Annotated in this window: 14 protein-coding genes; 13 read left to right on the plus strand and 1 reads right to left on the minus strand. The window is 76.5% G+C overall.

The genetic code is table 11. From position 1 onward, the window contains the following. The 13 genes from ABD223_RS19260 (at position 1) to ABD223_RS19320 (ending at position 16,471) form a co-directional block, all read left to right on the plus strand. Positions 1–420, plus strand: a complete 420-nt coding sequence (locus ABD223_RS19260; RefSeq protein WP_344037677.1) for a PRC-barrel domain containing protein — start codon at positions 1–3, stop codon at positions 418–420. Between the two features lie 122 nt (positions 421–542). Continuing rightward, complete coding sequence (locus ABD223_RS19265; protein ID WP_344037678.1) at positions 543–1,118, plus strand: TIR domain-containing protein; 576 nt, start codon at positions 543–545, stop codon at positions 1,116–1,118. Next, positions 1,115–1,993: a CATRA system-associated protein gene (locus ABD223_RS19270; protein WP_344037679.1), complete on the plus strand. Its 879-nt coding sequence runs from the start codon at positions 1,115–1,117 to the stop codon at positions 1,991–1,993. The genes ABD223_RS19265 and ABD223_RS19270 overlap by 4 nt, the downstream gene beginning before the upstream one ends. Beyond that, positions 1,983–2,660, plus strand: a complete 678-nt coding sequence (locus tag ABD223_RS19275; protein WP_344037680.1) for a CHAT domain-containing protein — start codon at positions 1,983–1,985, stop codon at positions 2,658–2,660. The genes ABD223_RS19270 and ABD223_RS19275 overlap by 11 nt, the downstream gene beginning before the upstream one ends. A 117-nt stretch (positions 2,661–2,777) precedes the next feature. Next, positions 2,778–3,413 (plus strand): 4Fe-4S single cluster domain-containing protein, encoded by a 636-nt coding sequence (locus ABD223_RS19280; RefSeq protein WP_344037682.1) that lies wholly within the window; start codon positions 2,778–2,780, stop codon positions 3,411–3,413. Further along, positions 3,410–4,768: a hypothetical protein gene (locus ABD223_RS19285; RefSeq protein ID WP_344037683.1), complete on the plus strand. Its 1,359-nt coding sequence runs from the start codon at positions 3,410–3,412 to the stop codon at positions 4,766–4,768. Before ABD223_RS19280 ends, ABD223_RS19285 begins: the two co-directional genes overlap by 4 nt. Positions 4,769–4,781: 13 nt before the next feature. Beyond that, positions 4,782–7,358, plus strand: a complete 2,577-nt coding sequence (locus tag ABD223_RS19290; protein ID WP_344037684.1) for an AAA family ATPase — start codon at positions 4,782–4,784, stop codon at positions 7,356–7,358. Continuing rightward, positions 7,355–9,220, plus strand: a complete 1,866-nt coding sequence (locus ABD223_RS19295) for a hypothetical protein (protein ID WP_344037685.1) — start codon at positions 7,355–7,357, stop codon at positions 9,218–9,220. The genes ABD223_RS19290 and ABD223_RS19295 overlap by 4 nt, the downstream gene beginning before the upstream one ends. Further along, positions 9,217–10,263: a hypothetical protein gene (locus tag ABD223_RS19300; RefSeq protein ID WP_344037686.1), complete on the plus strand. Its 1,047-nt coding sequence runs from the start codon at positions 9,217–9,219 to the stop codon at positions 10,261–10,263. The genes ABD223_RS19295 and ABD223_RS19300 overlap by 4 nt, the downstream gene beginning before the upstream one ends. Positions 10,264–10,269: 6 nt before the next feature. Beyond that, the gene (locus tag ABD223_RS19305; RefSeq protein ID WP_344037687.1) at positions 10,270–12,783 is read left to right on the plus strand and encodes a hypothetical protein; all 2,514 of its coding nucleotides are present in this window, start codon (positions 10,270–10,272) and stop codon (positions 12,781–12,783) included. Continuing rightward, positions 12,773–13,930 (plus strand): hypothetical protein, encoded by a 1,158-nt coding sequence (locus ABD223_RS19310; RefSeq protein WP_344037688.1) that lies wholly within the window; start codon positions 12,773–12,775, stop codon positions 13,928–13,930. Before ABD223_RS19305 ends, ABD223_RS19310 begins: the two co-directional genes overlap by 11 nt. Beyond that, positions 13,927–14,910, plus strand: coding sequence for a hypothetical protein (locus tag ABD223_RS19315; RefSeq protein ID WP_344037689.1), 984 nt, complete (start codon positions 13,927–13,929; stop codon positions 14,908–14,910). The genes ABD223_RS19310 and ABD223_RS19315 overlap by 4 nt, the downstream gene beginning before the upstream one ends. A 16-nt stretch (positions 14,911–14,926) precedes the next feature. After that, positions 14,927–16,471, plus strand: coding sequence for a VWA domain-containing protein (locus tag ABD223_RS19320; protein WP_344037690.1), 1,545 nt, complete (start codon positions 14,927–14,929; stop codon positions 16,469–16,471). A gap of 304 nt (positions 16,472–16,775) precedes the next feature. On the opposite strand, the gene ABD223_RS19325 is transcribed toward ABD223_RS19320, so the two are convergent. Continuing rightward, positions 16,776–21,101: a tetratricopeptide repeat protein gene (locus ABD223_RS19325; RefSeq protein WP_344037691.1), complete on the minus strand. Its 4,326-nt coding sequence runs from the start codon at positions 21,099–21,101 to the stop codon at positions 16,776–16,778.

Here is a 21,101-nt window from a genome sequence, read left to right on the forward strand (position 1 = left end):
ATGACCGCCATGCAGCAGCCGTACCCGTTCCCGTTCGCCCCGTGGGTCTGGCGTGACGCGGTGGCCCTGTTCGACACCCGCAACGAGGCCGTCGACGACCACGACCGGCCCGACGTGGGCCTGCTCGGGTACGAGGTCGAGGCGGTCGACGGCCGGATCGGCAAGGTCGACGAGGCGAACGCCGTGGTGCCCGCCGACTGCCTGCTGGTCGACACCGGCACCTGGCTGACCAGCCACCAGGTCGTGCTGCCGGTCGGCGCGGTCGCCCGCATCGACCACGACGCCAAGGTGGTCCACGTCGACCGGACCAAGGAGCAGGTGAAGGGCGGGCCCGAGTACGACGCCGACACCTTCGACGCCGACGAGTTCCGCGCCCGCCTCGGCGACTACTACACCGAGAGCTACCGCACCGCGCCCTGACCCGGCTCGACGCCGGACCTGACAACAGCGGTGTCCGGCTATTGACCACTTTTTGCCGCTCCACCCGACCGGGATCGTGAACTAGCTTCGACCTCACCGAACCGGGCGAGGTGGAGCCGCGGGTGTCCGACTACGAATTCGACCTGTTCCTCAGCTACCGCCGCAGCGGCAACGTGCAGGACTGGGTGTGGAACCACTTCCGCCCGGTCCTGCACCACTGCCTGGCGGACGAGCTGGACCGCGAACCGCGGATCTTCCTCGACGTGGAGATCGACACCGGCACCCGGTGGCCCGACCGGCTGGAGGAGGCGCTGCGCGGCAGCCGCCTGCTGCTGCCGGTGCTGTCGCCGCAGTACTTCCGGTCCGCGTGGTGCCTGGCCGAGTGGCGGAGCGCCGCCGACCGGGAGGCGCTGGTCGGCGGCGACTGCAACCTCATGTACCCGGTGGTGTTCGCGGACCGGGAGAACTTCCCCGCCGAGGCGCGGCGCCGCCAGGCGCGCGACCTCAAGCCGTGGAACATCCCGTACCCGCAGTTCCGGGAGACGCCCGCCTACATCCCCTTCCACCAGGAGGTGCAGAAGATCGCGCAGGAGATCGCCGCGCGACTGCACCACGTGCCGCCCTGGCGCCCCGACTGGCCCGTCGTCCGGCCGCCCCTCCCGGTGATCCCGCCGACCGCCGTGCCGAGCCTGTCATGACCGGCACCGTGATCACCTTCTACTCGTACCGCGACGAGGACGCCCACAGCGCCTTGATGGGCCGCGTGGCGGCACGGCTCCGCGAGTGGGGCCACCGGGTCCTGGTCGTGGACCTGGGCGACTGGCGGAAGAAGGACCTGCGCGCGGAGTACCGCGACCACGGGTTCGGGGAGCAGCTGGAGGAGTACCGCGCGCGCTGGGTGGACGACCACGACTTCGTGCTGATCAGCAGCGCCAGTGGGACCACCGACCTCGCGGGGGTCTGCGCCGCCCAGCTGCCCGACCGGCTCGTGCTGGTCCTGGGCTCCGCGGACGTGCGCCACTCGCTGGACGCCCTGGACCGCATCGCGGCGGCCAGGGACCGGCTGCCCTACGACCGCCCGCAGCTCCAGGTCCTGCCCGTGCCGCGCGGCCACCACGACGCCGTCGCCCCGCTGCTGGACAACTGGGTCGACCGCGACGTGCCCGCCTCGGCCGTCCTCCGGCACCTCGCGGACCCGCACGTGGTCGCCGCGGTGGTGGCGCACCGCTTCTCCCGGACCGACCTGCTCGTCGACGACCCCGGCGGCTACCTGGCTTCGGCCCGCAACCGCACGTCACCGGACGAGGACGAGGAAGCGATCTCCCTCTTGGAGGGCTTGTCGGAGTGGCGGCTCCACCCGGAGCGGTGGGACCACGTCCGGGAAACGCTGGTGCGGATGCGCGCCGCGTTGGACGACGACGAGGAGCTGGCCAGGCTGACCGCGCGGCTGGAACTCGTGGGACCGGTCCGCGCGGAGCCGTCCGAGGAGCGGCAGGCGATCCCGCCGGGCGTGCGCGAACTCGCCGCGCGACTGGTGCGGGTGCTGCGCAGGGGCGCGGACCATGCCGGATGAGACCTGGACGGTCACCGCGACCGCCACCGGCAACGCGAGGCAGTACGTGCTGGGCAAGGGCACGATGACCGTCGGCGCCCCGGACCGCGCCGAGGAACCCGACGACCGGACCAGGGTCCTGTTCATCGGCGCCTCACCCGCCGCCGCGACCCTGGACCGCATCCGCGCCGACCGCGAGCTGCGGGTGATCCGGGAGGTCGAGGCGCAGGGCCACCTCCGGCTGTTCCCGCGCACCGCCGCCCAGGTCGCCGACCTGCGCGGGCTCGCGGCCGAGCGGCCCGACCTGCTGCACCTGTCCTGCCACGGCGACGGCGCGGACCTGGTCTTCGAGCGCGGCACCGGCCGGGCGCACGCGGTGCCCGCCCGGGACGTGGCGGACGTGCTGGCCGCCTACCGGGAGCACGCCGGCACGGCGCTGCGGGGCATCGTGCTCCAGTCCTGCCGCAGCGCCGAGGTGGCCGAGCTGTTCACACCCCTGGCCGACGCCGTGGTGGCCTGGCGCGGCGACCTGCCCGACCCGGTGGCGATCGCCTTCGCCGAGCAGCTCTACCGGGAGCTGCGGGACGTGCCCGACCTGGCCGGGGCCGCCCGGCTGGCCGGTCGGATCACCGCGCTGACCCACCGCTGGGGCTCCTCGCTCGACGGCCTCGTGGTCCTGCCGGCCTGAGCACTGGACAGTTCCTGGCCACCTCGTGGTCAATCCGCTCCCACCACTAACGGAGCCCCCGCTGCTCCTGATGTCGTAGGCGGGTCAACCGCCGCGAACCGCCGTTCGGAGGTCACCTTGCCTCAGCTCAACGTCGCCGACACGTGCGTGGGCACGCGCGCGCTCGGGCCCGGGTGGCGCTCGGTGGTGTGGGTGCAGGGCTGCCCGCTGGACTGCGCCGGGTGCGTCGCACCGGACTGGATCCCCGACCGGCCGAACCGGCTGGTGTCCCCCGCCGCGCTGGTCGACGAGCTGCTGGCCGACCCGGCGGTCACCGGGCTGACGCTGTCCGGCGGCGAGCCGATGGCCCAGGCTGCGGGCCTGGCCGAGCTGGTGGGGCTGGCGCGGGCGCGGCGGGAGCTGGACGTCGTGTGCTTCACCGGGTTCACCGCCGAGGTCCTGCGGGACCGGCCGCCGGGCCCCGGCGTCGCGGACCTGCTGGCGCAGGTCGACGTGCTGGTCGACGGGCCTTACGTGGCGCGCCGGGACGACGGGCGCGGGCTGCGCGGCAGCGACAACCAGCGGGTGCGCCACCTGACCGACCGGCTGCGCGGCTCGGGCTACGACTTCGCGGGCCGGCCGCGGTCGGTGGAGGTGCGGGTGCGGGACCGCGGCGCGCTGCTGGTCGGGGTGCCCACCGCCGGCGTGCTGAGGCGGTTCGACGAGGCGATCGACCGGTGCGCGGAGCACCTCGGGCAGGGAGGACCGCGATGAGCGGCAGGAAGCGGATCTACGTCGACGAGGCCGAGTGGAACCGGCTGCGCGGCGAGGCGGGCAGGCTCTCCGAGCTGCGCCGCGACGTGCCCCGGCTGATCGACCAGGTGCGCGAGCAGACGCGCGCCGACCTGGACCGCTCGTTCGGCGACCTCGACCGGCGGCAGGACGCGGTGGAGCGGGACGTGAGCGCGCTCAGCGAGCGCAACCGCAGGTTCGAGCAGGAGACCACCCGGCGCGTCCAGGACAACGCCCGGCAGCTGCGCCGCCAGCTGGAGGACAACACCAGGGTGCTGCGCGCCGAGACGTCCGAGCTGCTGGCGAAGCAGCAGGAGGCGATGCGGCGCGCCGTGGCCGAGGAGCGGCGCGAGCGCGAGCGGCACGTCGCCGCGCTGCGCGCGGACGTCGACGTGCTCCAGCGGGACAAGGAGCGGGCCGCCGCGCTGGAGGCCGAGTACCTGGCCGACGCGGGCCACCTGCGCGACGCGATCGCCGCGCTGCCGCACGAGCGGTTCGCGCCCGACGCGCTCGGCGCGCTGGAGCGCAGGCTGCGCACCGCCGAGTCGGCGCGCGAGCAGGGCGTCACCGGCTACGGGCTCGGCAACGCGCAGAACCTCTACCACGAGTTCAGCGACCTGCGGGTGGCCGTGCTGGAGCAGGACGGCGAGTGGACCGCGGCGCGCGGGGCGGCAGTGCGGGCGCTGCGCGCGGTGGAGGGCCTGGTCTCCCAGAACGAGGTGATGGACCTGGACCCGACGCCGCCCGGCGGTCGACCCGACGTGGACTACTGGTCGCGCGGCGCGCTGTCGCGGCTGCGCGGCGAGGTCTCCGCGCTGCTGGAGCGGGTGCGGGACGAGGGCACCGCGATGACCACCGACGACTTCCGGTCCGTCGCGGACCGCACCGCCGCGGAGTTCGAGGAGCGGTTGGAGACCGTGGTGCGGCAGGCGGGCACCGCCGTCTACGCCTCGCAGCTGCGCACCAACTTCGCCGACCTGGTGGCCACCGCGCTGGAGACCCACCACCAGTACGACGTGCGGGAGTCCACGTTCGAGGGCGAGGACCAGCGGGAGGCGTTCTACGCCAAGGGCAGCCACCTCGACGGCAGCGAGATCGTCATCGAGGTCGAGCCGACCGGGAAGGACGGCGTGGAGTGCGCGGTGCGGGTGCTGTCCTACGACGAGGGCACGCCGTCGGCCGAGGAGCGCGGCGACCGGGTCGAGTCGATCCGGCGCAGCCTGCGGGACAACGGCATCGCGGTCGGCCGGGCCGACGAGGACGGGCGGCTCGACCCGGCCGACCGGGACCTGGACCTCGTCCGCCGGCGCGACCCCGACCGCCGCCGGGCGAGCTGAGGAGGTCGCGACCATGGCGCTGGTGCTGCCGCCCGCGGTGCCCGAACGCCTGGCGGGGTTGGCCGGGCTGGGGTCCGGCGAACCGGTGTGGGTCCTGCACGGTCCCGGCGCGCACGACGAGTTCGTCGGCCGCGACCACGTCGTGCGGCCGTTCGAGCAGGTGCTGATCGAGTTCCTGCGCGCCAACGGCTACGAGCGGGTCGCGTTCTCCTCCCCCGTCACCCCCGTCTACTTCCACGACACCGCCTCGCACCGGCTGGCGCGGCCGGGCGCGCCCACCGCGCCGGCGCCCGCGGCGGGCGGGCGGACCAGCCGGTTCGCCGGGCCGCTCGGGAACCGGTTCGTCGGCTCGGAGCGGATGGCGCGGCAGGCGGCGGGCGGCGGTGGCCACGCCGGGGGCCACGACACCGGACCCGACCCGGCGCGGCCGGTGGAAGGCATCTCCGACCCGTCCCGCGTGCAGGTGCTCGACGCGCTGATGCGCCAGCCGCGGCCGCGCACGGCCGTGGTGCTGGTCGACGTGGAGACCCTGCTCCAGCACCTGACCGCGAGGCGGGCCTTCGCCGGTCGGGTGGCCCGGTGGACCGCCGGGCAGGCGCACCGCAACACGTGCCTGCTGCTGTTCACCCGACCCCGGCTGGACGAGGTCGTCGAGCTGATCGACGAGCTGCGCTACGCGCCGCAGCTGGTGAGCTACCTGCGGGAGCGGCCGGGCCGCCGGTCGTGCGCCGTGCCGCTGCCCGAGGTCGCCGAGGTGGGGCGGCTGGTCCAGGTCAGCAGGCTGCGCGACGGCCTGGAGGTCACGCCGTGGACGCGGCTGCCCGCGGTGGTGCGGGCGATGGCCGCCCGGGTGCTGTCCGCGCGCGACTGGCTCGGCGAGCTGGGGGACCTGGCGCGGCGGTCCACCCCGCTGCGCGAGGCCGGCCTGCTGTCCGGCGGCGCGGTCGACGACCGGTCGGCGTGGGAGCGGCTGGAGGCGATGACCGGCCTCGCGCCGGTCAAGGAGCACCTGCGCACGCGCGCCGCGAGCCTGGCCGCCGACGCCGAGGTGCGCTCGCGCGGCCTGGGCAGCGACGAGGACGCCGTCTCGCCGCACCTGGTGTTCACCGGCAACCCGGGCACCGGCAAGACCACCGTCGCCGGGCTGGTCGGCGAGGTCTACCGGGAGATGGGGCTGCTGAGCCGCGGTCACGTGGTGGCGCCCGCCGCGGACGAGCTGATCGGCCAGTACGTCGGCCAGACCGCCGCGCTCACCAGGGCGCGGGTCGCCGAGGCGCTGGACGGCGTGCTGCTCATCGACGAGGCCTACCGGCTCAGCGAGCAACCCGGCGGGTTCGGGCAGGAGGCGATCGACACCCTGCTGAGCGAGATCGAGCTGCACCGCGACCGGCTGGTCGTGATCGTCGCCGGCTACACCGGGCCGATGAGCCGCTTCCTCGCCGCCAACGTCGGCCTGCGCAGCCGCTTCCCCGAGCGCAACGTGGTCGAGTTCCCCGACTTCGAACCCGACGACCTGCACGAGATCGTGCTGCGCCGGCTGCGCGAGCACCACGGCCTGGAGTGCGCGCCGGACCTGGTGACCGCGCTGCGGCAGGTCGTGACGGGCCTGCACCGGACGCGCGACGAGCACTTCGGCAACGCCCGCGCGATGCGCGAGCTGGCCGTCGAGGTCAAGGACCGCTGGGCGGTGCGCACCCGCCCGGCGCCCGGCGCGCCGCTGGCGCCGGCGACCGCGGCCGACGTGCCGGAGGGATACCGCACCCACCTGGACCGCGGCGAGGTGCGGCTGGAGGACGTGCTGGCCGAGCTGGACGGGCTGACCGGGCTGGAGCCGGTGAAGCGGTCGGTCCGGGAGCTGGTGGACACCCTGGCGCTGCACCGCAGGCGCCGGGCGGGCGACCCGCCGGTGCCGCCGCACATGGTGTTCCAGGGCTCGCCCGGCACCGGCAAGACGACCGTGGCCCGGCTGGTCGGCGAGGTGCTGCGGTCGATGGGGCTGCTGGCGCGCGGGCACGTGGTGGAGACCCAGCGCGCCGACCTGGTCGCCGGGTACGTCGGGCAGACCGCCGAGAAGACCAGGGCGAAGGTCCGCGAGGCGCTCGACGGCGTGCTGTTCGTCGACGAGGCCTACAGCCTGTCCACCGGCGGGCCGCAGGACTTCGGGCGGGAAGCGGTCACCGAGCTGGTGGCGCAGATGGAGAACCTGCGCGGCAGGCTGGTCGTGGTCGTCGCGGGCTACCCGGGCGCGATGCGGGCGTTCCTGGCCGCCAACGACGGCCTGCGCTCGCGGTTCACCAAGCACGTCGACTTCCCCGACTACACCGTGCCCGAGCTGCGGCTGATCCTCGTCGACCTGGCCGGGCGCCGGGGCTTCACCTTCGCCGAGGGCACGTTGGCGCGCGCGGTGCGGTGGCTGGAGGCGCGCCGCGCCGAGGAGGGCCCGGCGTTCGGCAACGCCCGCGCCGTGCGGACCCTGCTCGGCGACATGGAAGCGCGCCTGGCGCGGCGGCTGCGCGACGTGCTCGACACCGCCGACGACGCGACGCTGAGCCGGTTCACCCCGCCGGACGTGCCCCCGGTGCCGTCGTGAGCGCCCCCGTCCAGGAGTGCCCGGTGTGCCTGCGCGACGCGCGGGACGAGGCGGCCTGCCCCGGCTGCGGCTGGACCCTGCGCGGCGACCGCGTCCTGGGCCACCCCACGCCGGAGCAGGAGCGCGGGTTCGCGGCCGCGCTGGCCGCCGCCCGGCGCGAGGTCGACCTGCGGGCCGCGCTGCTGGCCGCCGGCTACCCCGGGCACGGCGACCCGGGGCTGCTGGGGCGGCTGCGCGGGTTCGCCCGCGGCGGGCCCACCGCGGGCCTTCCCGTCGAAGCCCTCACCGTCGAGGACCCCGCCGGCGAGGACCCGGTCACCCACGGCGAGGACGACGTCCGGGCGGCCGCGGCGACCGCGCTGGACCGGCTGACCGGCGACCACGACCGGCTGACCGCGGTCGAGCTGACCCCGGAGGGCGTGCGCGCGGCGGTGTTCACCGCCGGCGAGGTGTGCGCCGGGCTGCGCGGGCCGGTGACCGGGCGGAGCTGGCGCGACCTGCTGCCCGCGCTGCCCGCCGACGACGACCTGCGCCGCTTCCGCCTCGCCGGCGGCATCGGCGACACCCGGCCGGACCCGGCGCTGCTCGCGGCCCAGGCCGACGCCGCCGCGCCCGCGACCGACGGCCCGGTGCTGCTGCTGGTGCGCGTGCCCGGCTGGGCGCTGCCCGAGCGCGTGGCGGCGCGCCTGCGCGAACGCGGCCCGTCGACCGAGCTGCGCCTGCCGCCCACCGGCCGCACGCTCACCGACGACGGCGTGGCCGCGCTGCTCGCGATCGCCGCGCTGCGCCGGGACGTCGGCCTGGTCGTGGCCGACACCGGACCCGGGGGTCGGGTGCGGACGGCGGTGCGGCGGGTGTTCCCGGCGGGCACGACCGCGGCGGCGGCCGAACCGGTGACCCTGGCCGTCCGCACGCCGGCCGTGGCGAGCGCCGAGTTCACGCTCGCGGTGGTCGCCGGCGCCGCCGACGACGAGCCGGCGCACGGCGGGCCCCTGGCGGTCACCCGCGCCCGGCTGCGCCCCGCCGAGGAGCACCGCGTCGACTTCACCCTCGCCGCCGGCGCCCGGGTCGGCGTGCGCTGCGCCGACGACGTCACCGCGCGGCACGTGCCCGCCGCCGGGCTGGACGCGGAGTGGGCCGCCACGCGCGCGGCCGTGCCGGAGACCTACCGGCCCGCCGACGTGCCGGGCGCGGACCTCGCCTTCGCCGTCGAGCTGGGCGGCGCCCGGGACGCGGTGCGCGAGCGGCTGGCGCTGGTGGCCGAGACCGTGGCCCTGGTCGACGCCGAGCACCACGCGCCCGCCTCGGTCCGGTACGCCGTGCTGGCCTACCTCGACCACAGCGCCACCCGCACCGACCCGGGCCACGTGGTGCGCGCGTTCCCCCTCGGCGCGGCGGCCGACTGCCTGGAGTTCCTGGGGACCCTGACGCCCGCCAACCCGGTCTACAGCCACGCCGCGCCGGTCGAGGACGCCCTGCTGCTGGCCGTCCGGCTGGCCTGGCGGCGCACCGGCGCGCACCGCGCCCTGGTGGTGCTCGGCTCCCGCCCGCCGCACCCCACCGAGGACCTGGGCGCCTCCGCGCCCCGCTGCCCCCGCCGCGTCGGCGAGGGCGCCCAGCTGCGCGCGCTGCGCGACCTGGGCGTGCGCCTGGTCGGCGTGTGGGACCGCCCGGACTGGACCCGGCCCGACCACAACGACCGCTTCGGCCGCCGGGGGCGCGCCTTCTGGAACCGCTTCGGCGACCGGGGCCTGCTCGACCACCGCACCACCACCGCACCGGACCTCGTGCGCGGCCTGGACGTGCGGGCCCGCGCCCCCGAACCCCACCCGCTGCTGCTCCCCCTTGGAGGAACCCGATGACCGCACCACTGCCCGCGAGGGGACCGTTGCCGGACGACGTGCGCATCGGCCTGTGGGGCGCGCCCGGCAGCGGCAAGACCACCTACCTGGCGTCGCTCAACGTCGCGGTCAACAGGTGGCACGGCCCCGGCAACTGGATCATGAACGGGGTCACCGACGAGTCCTCGGAGTTCCTGACGCACTCCACCAACCTGCTGACCCGCCAGCACGTGTTCCACAACGCCACCAACGACCCGCAGAACGTGATCTTCCGGTTCACCGGCACCGAGGCGCCCGCGCCGGTCCGGCGCGGCGTGTTCGGCAGGTCCAAGCCGGTCGAGCCGCGGCGGGTGGCGTTCGAGCTGGACGTGCTCGACGTGCCCGGCTGGTACTACCGCAGCACCGGGCACACCGTCGAGCAGCAGCTGGACGACGAGTTCAGCATCGCCGGCGCGCCGGGCGGCCAGCGGGTCACCTCGTTGACCGACACCGAGGACCAGCTGCTCGACCACCTGGAGACGTGCGGCGGGATCATCTACCTGTTCGACCCGGTGCGCGACGCCCGCACCGGCGACGCGTTCGACTTCTTCCACCGGATGCTGGAGAAGCTGGCGCGGCGCATCTTCGAGCAGGAGCGCTACCAGGGCACCTACCTGCCCCAGCACCTCGCGGTGTGCGTGACGAAGTTCGACGACCCGGAGATCTACAAGGCGGCCCGCCGCTACGGGCTGACCGTCCAGTCCGAGCACCCGCCGCACCTGCCGCTCGTGCCCGACGACTACGCCGACGAGTTCTTCCAGCGGCTGTGCCACGAGTCGCCCAACGGCACGGCCGACCTGGTGCGCGGCGCGCTGGCCAACCACTTCGACCCGCAGCGGCTCCGGGTGTTCGTGACCTCCGCCATCGGTTTCTACGTCGGCGACGGTCGGCGGTTCCGGCCCAACGACTACGCCAACATCAAGCGGGGCGACGACGGCCAGGACCGCATCCGCGGCGGTGTGTTCCCGATCAACGTGCTCGAACCGCTGCTGTGGATCCAGGGCCGACTGCGGAACGCCGGGTAGGCCGCGGTGGAGGTGCGGACGGGCTGGGCCTCGCACGGCAAGCAGCCGGGCGGGTTCAGCGATTACGAGATCGTGGCGTGCAGCTCGGGCCCCGGCACGGCCGCGCTCTACGACAAGATCGTGCGGCGGCTCTCGCCGGGCAACCCGCCCGCCGGCGCGCAGGCGGGCGGCAGCGGCACGCCGTGGGTCACCTTCGGCGCGGTCACCATCCGGGGCGAGGACTTCCTGTGCGTGATCGTGCGCAACTGGTCCGGCGACCGGGACGGCGTCGGCAGGCCGATCCTGACCGGCAACCTGGTGTGCCTACCGCTGCGGGGGACGGGCGCGGCCCCGGTCAGCCTGGCCGCGCTGCACCGGGCGGTCGCCGGGCACCTGGGCGGCTGGGAGCGGCCCGACACGCTGGCCGGCGAGCCGTTCGCGCTCGACGTGCCCGACACCGGCCTGGACGTGCTGGCCGACCGGGTGCGGCGGTTCGACCCGGCCCGGGTGGCGGCCGCGGCGGCCGCGGCGCTGGACCGCGACGTGGCGGTGCTGCCGGGCGACACCGCGCTGGGCCTGGCCGACCGGCTCGACTTCCTCGACGCCGTGCACGCGGCGCTGCCCGCGGGCGCGCGGATGACGTTCACCGCCAGCACGTGGGCGGACGGCGCGTCCAAGCAGCGGCTGCGGCTGGCGTTCACCGACCGGGCCCGCAAGGACGAGCTGGGCATGGCCTGGGACGGGCCGTGGCCCGAGCCCGCCGACCCGAGCGCCGCCCAGTACCGCGACGAGCTGCTGAGGCTGTTCGACCGCAAGGGCGTCGAACCGGTGCTGCGGCACCTGGCGGGCGTGACCGCCCAGGACGCGGCGGGCGCGGTCGACGCGCTGCTCGCGCTGGACTTCCTGCCGACCGTGCTGGAGCACGCCCGCAAGGGCCTGCTCAACCCGGACCACGTGCGCAGGCTGCACGAGACCGGCGAGCTGGCCCGGGTGCCCGACGCCGACCGCCTGCTGCTGGTGCGCCTGTTCCTCGACCACGCCGAGCAGGCCGACCTGGACCTGGTGGCCGCGCACTGGCAGGACGGGCTGCGCCCGCACGCGGTCCGGTTGGCCCACCGGCTGTCGTTCGGCGCCGCGCCGCCGGAGCACGTGCTGGCGTTCGCCCGGCGGTTCGGCTTCGCCCAGCAGGTCGTGGACGAGTTCGCGGCCGGCGGGTCGGCCCTGAGCGCCCGGTGGCTGCGGGAGCGGGCCAGGGCGGGCGCGCCCGAGGCGCGCGCCTACCTGGCCCGGCGCCCGGCGCAGCTGGCCGGGCTGCTGGTCGAGCTGGTCCGCCGGTCCCCCGACGAGGCCGCCGCGGTGGCCGACGGCCTGGACCTGGCCGCCCCCGAGACCGCGTTCCTGCGCGTGGCCCTGCGCGGCGGACCGCCCGCGCGGGCGGGCGACGTCGCCGAGCTGGAGCGGCTGTCGCCCGGCGGCGCGGCGCGCGTGCTCGCCGCCTGCCGGCAGGCGTGGCCGGAGCACGTGCCGCTGCTGCTGGCCGGTGCGCTCGACTGGCTCCAGGACGACGTGCTCGCGGCGATGCCGGCCGGCCGCGGGGCGGAGTGGGCCGCGGAGCTGAAGTCGGCTCGGCTGCCGCCGCGGCTGCAAGGCACGGCGGACGCGCTGTGCCACCGCCTCGGCGACCGGCCCCTGCGCCCGCCGGCCGTCGTGCTGCGGCAGCGGCCGGACCCCGACTACGTGGAGGCGTTCGCCCGAGTGCTGCGGACCGTTCCCGCCGCCCGGCGGCACCGCGCGGTGGCGTCGGTGCTGGCCGGGCCGGGGTGGGCGGAGGTCGACCCGCAGGTGCTGTCCACCTTCCTCGACGGCCTGCTCGCGGACCTGAAGGTGCGCGACGGCCACGACGAGCAGCAGGTGCGCACCGCGCTGCGCGACGTCGTGGACCGGGTGCCCGCGCTGGGCGACCTGCCCCGCGTCCGGCCCTGGGTCGCGGCGCGCAAGAAGGCGGCCGAGCCGGTGACCGCGCACGTCCACTCCCGGTCCGGGCAGGCGAACGCGCCCCGGCAGGACCCGCCGCCCGCCGAGGCCGAGCCGACCCGGCACTTCGCCGAGCAGTGCGCCAACCAGCTCCAGGGGTGGCAGGAGCGGACCCCGTTCCGCGACATCGCCGGCAGGCTCTCGTCCTGGGGCGACGTCGAGCGGCTGGTCGCCGGGGTCGCCGCCGTGCTGGCGGGTCGCCGCGTGGTCAAGTACGAGCAGCTCGTCGGGCTGTTCGCCCGGGAGCTGGTCCGGGAGTACGAGAAGGCGCACCGGTCCCCCCACGACGTGCACGCCTTCCTCGACCACCTCGAAGTGGCCATCGAGGCCCGCCGGGTGCTCCACGCCGAGGCCGCGATCCTGGTCGAGGGCCGCAGCGCGGTGGGTGGGGCGGGCGAGGAGCAGAACCGGTTCCAGGCCATCGCGGGCTGGGTCGCCTCCAAGGTCCCGTTCGTCGGCGGCCAGGAGCCGCCCCCGCCGAACGGGCGCCCGCCCCATGACCGGTGACGGGGTGCGCGGTGACGGGGTGCGCGAGGCCGTCGGCCTGGACGTCGGGGCCGTGCTGACCAAGGTCGTGCCGGCGCGCGGGCGGGCGGTCGTGGCGCCCACCGCGCCCGGCGGGGTCGCGGCGCTGCTCGCCGGGGTGCGGCCGGGCGCGGTCGGCGTCGCGGTGCCGCACGGCGGGGACGGCGACGTGGTCGTGCGCGAACTGGCGGGCCTCGGGCTGCCCGACCCGGTGCCCGTGCCGGCCGCCCTGTGCGCGGCGGCGGGGTGGCTCGACCGCCTGCCGCGGCCGGTGGAGCCCGCCGTGCACCTGGTGTGCGAGGTGGGCGCGCGGACCACGGCCGTCGCGCTGTGCGCGGTCGACGACCGGGGCGTGCGGCTGGTGCGGGTCGAGCGCGCCGGCAGCCCGGACGTGGCCGACGCGTTCGGCGTGCCGCGCGACTGGCTGGCCCGGCAGGGCGCGGCCCGAGCCCGCCGGCTCGCCGTCGTGCTCGACCGGGCCGTGCGGCAGCACCGCTACCGCGCGACCCCCGTGTACCTCGACCACGACCGCGCGGTCACCGCCGGTGCGGTGCTGGACGCGCTCGCGCCGGTCGCGCGGCGGGCCGCGGAGGTGGCCGCCCGGTTCGCCGACGAGCTCGACCACGGCAGCGCGGTGGTGCTGTCGGGCGTGTTCGGCGCCACCGCGCCGGTGCGCGACGCCGTGCTGGGCGCGGTGGGCCGCTGGCGGACGCCGAGCGCGCTGGCCGTCGACGACGTGGCGCGTGGGGCGATGCTCGTCGCCTCCGGCGCGGTCCTCGCGCGGGTCGACCACCCGCACACCCTCGGCCTGCCGGTGCGGCGGATCAGCGGCGGCCTGCTGACGTCCTCGGTGCTCACCCTGGTCGAGGCGGGCCGGCCGCCGACGCCGGTGGACGCCGTCGTCCGCGTCGAGGCCGGCGACGACCCGGCGCCCGTGCTGCTGCGCCCGCGCGGCGAGGGCCCGTGGCAGCCGCTGACCACCGGGCCCGTGGCGCCGCCCGGCGAGTACCGGGTCGAGGTGCGCGCGGGCCGCACCACCACCGGGGTGCTGGTGCTGCGCCCGGTCGCGGGCGGTCCGCCGGTGACGTGCCCGCTGCCCGAACCAGGTCCCGGAGGAGCACCAGGATGAACACCCCCGACCCGAGGGCCGAGCTGGCCGCCGTGCTCACCACCGAGGGCCCGGCGGTCGCCCTGCACGCCCTGCGGTGGGCCATCGGCTGGTCGGTCCGCGCGCTGGCCGAGGCCGCCCGCGCCGAGCCCGCCGCCGGGAGCCCGGACACCACCGCCATCGAGGTGGTGATCGCGCTGGACGACGCGCTGGCCGAGGTCGAGCACCTGGCCACCCGCCTGGCCGCGCTGACCGAGGTCGCCGCCACCGGCGAGCCCGTCGCCGACCACCTGCGCCGCCAGGTCGACTCGCTGAGCGCGCTGGCCGACCGGACCTCCGTGCTGCGCCGCGAGCACGAGGCGCTGGCGCGCGTCGAGGAGCGGCTGGCCGCGGGCGCCGCCGAGCACGAGCGCGTGTCCGCGCGGCTGGAGGAGCTCAAGCGCTTCGAGCGGCTGGCCGGCGCGCTGCCGGAGCTCAAGGCGCAGCAGGAGTCGCTGTCCGCGCGGCTGACCGCCATGCGCCAGCCCGCCGAGGTGGCCGAGCGCGCCCTGCTGGACACCGCCGAGCAGGTGCTGTCGCTCAGCCTCGAACGGCTGGGCGACCTCAGCGACCGCACCGGCGACGTGCTGGCCAAGATCGCCGCCTCCGAGCGCGACTGGGCCGAGGAGGTCCGCGCGCACGAGGAGCACAAGACGCGCCTGGCCGACACCCTGGCCCGCTACGAGCGGCTGCGCACCGAGCACGCCGAACGGGCCGCGCAACTGCTGGAGTACGCGCGCATCGACACCGAGGTCCTGGCCGGCCTGCCCGCCGGACCCGCCGACGCGCCGGACGGCGACGGGCTGCGCGCCGCGCTCGACGCCACCGAGCACACCCTGCGGCGCGTGGACGAGGGCCTGCGGGTCGCGTTGGACAAGCACGCCCGGTTGCAGGAAGCGGCCAGGCGGATGACCCAGTGGTACGACCCGGTCACCGACGACGGGACCGGCGGATCGCGTTGACGTCAGGAGAAGCGCAATGGCTGTCCGTGGCAGGCGGGGCCTGGTCCCCGCGGTCGTGAGTTGCCTGCTCGTCGTGGTCTCCGCGGCACCCGCCCCGGCGGCGCCCGGCGACGCGGTCGGGCTGGACGAGGTGCTGGCCGGGCTGGGGGTCGACCGGGCGCCCACCGACTACGCCGTGCTGGTCGACAAGTCGGGTTCGATGCGCGACGACGGCCGCTACGACCGCGTCAAGCAGGTGCTCGGCGAGTTCGCGGGCAGCCTGCGCCCGGAGGACCGGGTGCGGCTGTTCGCCTTCGACTCCGCGGTGTCGCCCGTCTACGACGGCGAGGCGTCCGGCGCGGCGGGCGCGGTCGAGCGGATGCCCGCGCAGCCCGGCGGCGGCTCCACCGACATCGGCGCGGCCATCAGCGGCGCGGTGGACGCGCTGAGCGGGTCGGCGGGTCCGGGCGGCCGGGCGATCGTGCTGCTCACCGACGGCGAGCACGCGCCGCCGGCGGGCAGCCCGTTCCGCGACGTCGGCTCGCCCGCGTGGACCGACCTGCGGCAGCGGGCCGACCGGCTGACCGGGTTGCGCGGCTACGCGTTCCCGCTGACCAACGACGTGTCCGGCGCGGAGCTGCTGCTCGACGTCGTGCCCCGCACCGAGGTGCCGCGGCTGACCGGTGACGCGCTCGTCGACTACCTCAACGGCGTCGCCGACCGCGTCCGCCGGGGCATCGCGGCCGACGCGCTGGCGCCCGACCTGGCCGCCGGGGTGGACGTGCGCTGGGCTGGCGCCCCGCCGGACCTGGACCTGTCCGGCGACGACGTGCCGGTCACAGCGGAGCTGGTCTCCACCGCCACGGCGCTGCCGCTGGTGGTCACCGGCGCGCGGGTGGTCAGCGAGCTCGGCGAGGTCACCGGCTTGCCCGACCGGGTGGAGCTGGGGCCGGGGCAGGCGCGGCGCCTCGACCTGGTCCTGCACCCCCGCGAGGTCGGCGGCTTCGAGCTGGGCCTCACCCGCGAACCCGCCGCGGCGGACCTCCGCCTGACCGGCGAGCTGGACTCGCCGTGGCGACAGGTGGTGGAGGGCGACCTGGCGCTGCCGCTGGACCTGCGCCCGGTGAGCGGCGCCACCACGTGGTCCGGCACGAGGGAGCACGGGATCAGCTGGAACTGGGTGATCGCGCTGGTGGTGCTGGTGCTGCTGGGCCTGCTGCTGTCGGCCCGCCGGTGGCTGACCGGCAACCCCAGGCTGGTCGGCGCGCTGGTCGCGGACCCGCCGGAGGGCGCGCCCGTGCGCGTGGAGCTGCGGGGCAGGCGCGTGGTCCGGCTCGACCGCGGTCGCACCCGCCGGGCGCTCGGCCTGACCGGCCGGTGCGAGGTCCGCGGCGAGGCCGACCGGCACGGCGGGGCGCCGGCGCTGCACGTCACCTACGAGCGCGCGGGCCGGGACGCCCTGACCGGCCGGTGCCGGCCCGGCGAGTTCCTGGAGCTGGGCGGGATGCGGTTCTGGTACCTGGTCGACGAGCACGACGTGCCGCTGATCGAGGACCAGCCGGCCACGCCCACCCGGCGCTGATCCCGGGATCCCGGTGGGCTGCGCACCACCGGGATCCGGCTCGGGGTCGGCGCTTCCCCACCGCCCCCGAGCCGGTCGGCCGGACTACGCGGGCGTCGCGGGTCGGGCGGTAGGGTCGGGTGCGACGCGAGCGAGGTGCGGATGGACGACCCCCACATCCACGTCGAGGCGGGCAAGGACACCTGACCGGCCCTGCCTCGGGCCTGCCCTGTCCCGGCCTGCCCCGCCCCGCCTGCCCTGCCCCGGCTGCCTGCCCCCGGTCTTGCCCGACCTCGGGCCCGCCCTGCCCACCGGCGCGAAGCGCTCAGCCCGTCGCCAGCGCCGCCGCGGTCGCGACGGTCGCCGGGTGGCGTGGACCGAGCCGGCGGGTGCGCGCCTCCAGCGCCCGGTGCAGCTCGCGGCCACCCGGCAGGCCCGCCGCGATCAGGGCGAGGCCCAGCAGGTGCCTGGTCTCGGCGACCTCCGGGTGGTTCGGCCCGCGCCGCGCCTCCTGCGCCCGCACGACCTCGGCCAGCTCCGCGTGGTCGCCCCGCGAGGCCGCCAGCAGGGCACGCGCCCGCAGCGCCCGGGGCTCGCCCGCCTGCTCGCGCACCAGCCTCGTGCACTCGCGCTCCACCCGGTCGCGGTCACCCAGCTCGTGCGCCAGCACCGCGACGCCGAACCGGACGTCCGCCAACGCGCCGTCGACCTCCAGCGCCCGGACCGCTCCCCGCAGGTCCCGCCGGGCCAGCGCCCGCCGCGCCCCGGCCCGCAGCGTCACCCGGTGCCGCCCGCCCAGCAGCACCTCGGCCGCCCGGTGGACGCGGTCCAGGTCCCGCAGCGCACGCGACGCGTCGCCCTGCTCGAACCTCAGGTGCGCCACGTCGAGCCGGACCCGCAGGGCGAACTGGTCCTCCTCGCCCTCCAGGGCGCCCAGCAACGCGGTCAGCTCACCCAGCGCGGCCAGCGGGAAACCGCCGTCCAGCAGCACCAGGGCGAACTGCCGCCACACCCGCGTGGTCGCGGGGTGCGCCATCCCGTGCTCCGCCCAGCGCTCCCGCAGCAGCGACCGCAGCTCCCGTTCCGAACCGCCGGCGGGCACGGGATCGTGCACCGGCACCGGCACCGGCACCGACTCGGGCACCAGCACCGCCACCGGTTCAGGTTCCGGCGCCAGTTCCGGCGCCAGTTCCGGCGCCGGTTCAGGTTCCGGCGCCGTGATCGACAGCGCAGGCCCTGGCACCACTCCGTCCACAGCAGACTGCCCAGGCCCGTCCAGCGCCCGCCGCAACGCCTCGCGCGCGGCCTCCGGAACCTCCCCCAGCCCCTCGAACACCGCCCGCGCACCGGCCACGTCACCGGTGATCAACAACCTCCACGCGTCGGACAGGTCGGGGCTCGGCGGTTCGGGCGCCACCGGTTCCGGTGTCGGTTCGAGGACCGGGGTCGGTTCGGCGGCAGGCGGCTCCGGTTGGGCGGCGTGCAGCTCGGCCGTCACCACCGACAGCGAGTTCTCCGCGCGCCGCAGGACGCCCTCGTCGACGTCCTCCACGTCCGCCAGCCTGCGCACCGCGAGCTGGAGGTTCTGCTCGGCGCCCGCCAGGTCGCCGCGGTCGTGCAGCACCTCGCCCAGCTCGACCCGGGTCAGCAGCGCGTCCTCGTCCTCGACGCCCCAGCCCGCCTCGAACCCGGCGAGCGCCGTGCGCAGGTGCCCCTCCGCGAGCGCCAGGTCGCCCTTGACGTGCAGCAGCTCCCCCAGCAGCGCCTCGGTCACCAGCCACCCGCCGTGGTCCTCGCCGTGCACGCGGCGCAGCACCTCGGCCACCGACCTCAGCTCCCGCTCCGCGCCCGCCAGGTCCTCGGCGTCGTACCGCAGCGCCGCCAGCATGAACCGCGTGCCCAGCGACTCCTCCGACTCCGGGCCGCGCGTGCGCTCGACCGACTCGATCAGCGCCCGCAGCTCCCGCTGCGCCTCCTCGTGCTCGTCGCGGCCCACCAGCACCTCGACCAGCACGGTCCGGGTCTCCTGCACGTCCTCGTGGTCGGGGCCGCGCAACCGCTCCAGGCCGGCCACCGCGGCCCGCAGGAACCGCTCGGTGTTGGCCAGGTCGCCGTGCCGGAAGGACGTGTTGGCCAGGCTGTGCAGGATCTGGATCGTCTGCGGGTGGTCGTCGCCCAGGGCCCGCCGGAACGCGCCGTGCAGCTCGCGCAGCTGCTCCTCACCGGTCACCGGGTCGCTGTGGCACCGCATCAGCGCCAGCACCAGCCGCGTGGACAGCGTGACCGGGTGCTCCGCGCCGAGCGCCGCGGTCTGGAGCCCGGCGATCTCGGCGCACTCGGCCTCGGCGGCGGCCCGGTCGTTGAGGTGCACCTGGATCACCGCGAGGAACCGCACGACCAGCACGGTCGGGTGCTCCGCGCCCAGCGTCCGCGCCATGGTGGACACCAGGTCGCGCAACCGCCGCTCGGCCGCGGCGGACTCGTTGCCGGGCGTGCCGGACTGGAAGCTGGTCAACGCGGCCAGGCCCAGCAGGGACAGCGGGTTCTCCGGGTTCAGCGAGTCGCGCTGGATCTTCAGCAGGTCGTTGAGCTGGCCGTGGGCCGCCGTCAGGTCGCCCTGGTAGGCCAGCACGCCGAACAGCGCCGACCGGGTGGCGAGCGTGGCGGCGTTGTCCGGGCCGAACAGCCGGACCTGGACCCGCAGCACCCGCTCCAGCTCGCGCTGGGCCTCGTTGAGCCGGCCCCGCGCGGCCGCCACCTCGGCCAGCGAGGCCATGGTGACCAGGGTGTTCGGGTGCTCCTCGCCCAGTTCGGCGCGCTGCGCCTCCAGCACCTCGGCCAGCCCGAGCTCGGCGGCCTCGAAGTCGCCCAGCTGCGAGTGCAGCTGGGCCCGCACCATCCGCACGCCCAGCGGCAGCGGCTCGCCCGCCGCCTCGTAGGCGGGCGGCAGGACGGCGAACAGCTCGGCGGCCTCGTCCGTCCGGCCGAGCGCGCACAGCACACCGGTCAGGTTCATCACGATCGCGGTGACCAGCGGGGCCTGCGGCGGGTACGACGCGCTCGCCTCGGCGTACAGGGCCCGCAGCTCGCCCTCCACCGGGCCGTAGTTGCCCTCCTGGCTGTTGATCAGGGCCGCGCTGAACCGGGCGCCCAGCCGCGCGACGTGGTCGACGGGCAGCTCGTTGCTGCGCAGGAACGCCAACTGGGTCAGGTCGTGGCTCGCCTTGAGCGCGCCGCTGTTGCTCAGCCGCAGCGCGCACGGCCCGGTCGCACCTTCGATCACCTCGGCCAGCACGTCGGTCAGGTGACCGGGCACCTCCGCCAGCAGGTGCTGGTACACGGCGGGCAGCGTCACCCAGCTCGGCCACACCGCCGGGTCCGCGACGTCGCCGGGCGTCACGCCCGTCAGGCAGCGCTGCGCGGTCCACCACAGCGCGTCGCGCTCCTCCGGCCGCACCACGGTTTCCGCGACGACCTCCGAGACCAGCGGGTGCAGCGCGAAGCAGCGCACGTCGGCGACCCGGGCCCGGTCGACCAGGGCCACCGCGGCCAGTCCGCCGAGGGTCTGGTCCAGGTCGCCCTCCGACAGCCCGGCGAGCGCCGACCCCTCCAGCTCGCGGGCGGCGTCGAGCAGCTCCGCCCGGATCGGGTGCGGCGCGCCGAAGCACGACAGCAGCTTGACCACCTCGCGCGGCGCGGGGAAGCCCTTGCGCTCCAGCATCCGCAGCGACAGCTCCCAGGTCTCCAGCACCCGCTTGCGCGCCTCGGTGTCGTCGGACGCGGCGCCGGCCCGCAGCACGCCGCCGCGGTCGATCAGGTCGACCAGGTCCTCGTCGAGCGCCTGCCGGTACTCGGCGAACGTGCGGTGGCGGTCGTCGCCGGACCTGAGGTAGCCGCCCGCGAGCCACAGCGCCAGCGGCAGACCGCCCAGCCGCTCGCTGAGCAGCCGCGCGTCCTCCACCGGGCCGGCGTCCGGCGCGCGGTCGAGCAGCACGGCGGCCCCGGTGCCGGCGTCGAGCAGGTCGACCCGGCGCTGCTCCGCCAGGTCGCCCCACGCACCGCCGCCGAAGCGCGAGGTCACCAGCGCGAACCCGGCGGCGCTCGACCGCAGCCAGCCCGTGCCGTCGCCGGGGTTGCCGCTGGGCCCGGCCAGCTCGGTGGGGTCGTCGACGTCGTCGAACACCAGCAGCCACGGCCGCCCGGCGCGGTTGAGCGAACCCCACACCAGGGCGTGCGCCTCCTGCCAGTTGGCCCGAGCCCGCTGCACGTCGCCGGGGTCCGCGCCCCGCCGCTCGGCCACGGTGATCATGGCGGTGTGGACGTCGCCGCTGATCCAGTACACGTCGCGCTCACCGCGCAGCTCGGCGGCCACGGCCATGGCGACGGTGCTCTTGCCACTGCCGCCCAGGCCGTGCAGCACCCACGGCTTGCCGTCCCGGCCGCGCGCGGCGGCGAGCACGGCGGCGACCAGCTCGTCCCGGCCGCGCAGGGTCTTCACCGGCAGCTCGGGCGGGTCGACCGGCGAGACGGCGGCCTGGCCGGGGCCGTACTGGTGCACGTTGAGGGAGCCGTTGGCGACGTTGTACTGGGTGGACGACTGGTTGGCCGTGAAGACGATGCTGCCCACGGCCTCCTTGCGCGGTTCGGTCAT

It is taken from the genome of Saccharothrix xinjiangensis, assembly GCF_039527585.1.
In the GTDB taxonomy this organism is placed as follows: domain Bacteria; phylum Actinomycetota; class Actinomycetes; order Mycobacteriales; family Pseudonocardiaceae; genus Actinosynnema; species Actinosynnema xinjiangensis.

Bases quoted from the DNA above. Each gene is read 5' to 3' on its own strand.
- ABD223_RS19260 (WP_344037677.1), top strand. From the start codon at position 1: ATGACCGCCATGCAGCAGCCGTACCCGTTCCCGTTCGCCCCGTGGGTC.
- ABD223_RS19315 (WP_344037689.1), top strand. From the start codon at position 13,927: ATGAACACCCCCGACCCGAGGGCCGAGCTGGCCGCCGTGCTCACCACC.
- ABD223_RS19290 (WP_344037684.1), top strand. From the start codon at position 4,782: ATGGCGCTGGTGCTGCCGCCCGCGGTGCCCGAACGCCTGGCGGGGTTG.
- ABD223_RS19285 (WP_344037683.1), top strand. From the start codon at position 3,410: ATGAGCGGCAGGAAGCGGATCTACGTCGACGAGGCCGAGTGGAACCGG.
- ABD223_RS19325 (WP_344037691.1), bottom strand. From the start codon at position 21,101: ATGACCGAACCGCGCAAGGAGGCCGTGGGCAGCATCGTCTTCACGGCC.
- ABD223_RS19310 (WP_344037688.1), top strand. From the start codon at position 12,773: ATGACCGGTGACGGGGTGCGCGGTGACGGGGTGCGCGAGGCCGTCGGC.
- ABD223_RS19320 (WP_344037690.1), top strand. From the start codon at position 14,927: ATGGCTGTCCGTGGCAGGCGGGGCCTGGTCCCCGCGGTCGTGAGTTGC.
- ABD223_RS19275 (WP_344037680.1), top strand. From the start codon at position 1,983: ATGCCGGATGAGACCTGGACGGTCACCGCGACCGCCACCGGCAACGCG.
- ABD223_RS19300 (WP_344037686.1), top strand. From the start codon at position 9,217: ATGACCGCACCACTGCCCGCGAGGGGACCGTTGCCGGACGACGTGCGC.
- ABD223_RS19270 (WP_344037679.1), top strand. From the start codon at position 1,115: ATGACCGGCACCGTGATCACCTTCTACTCGTACCGCGACGAGGACGCC.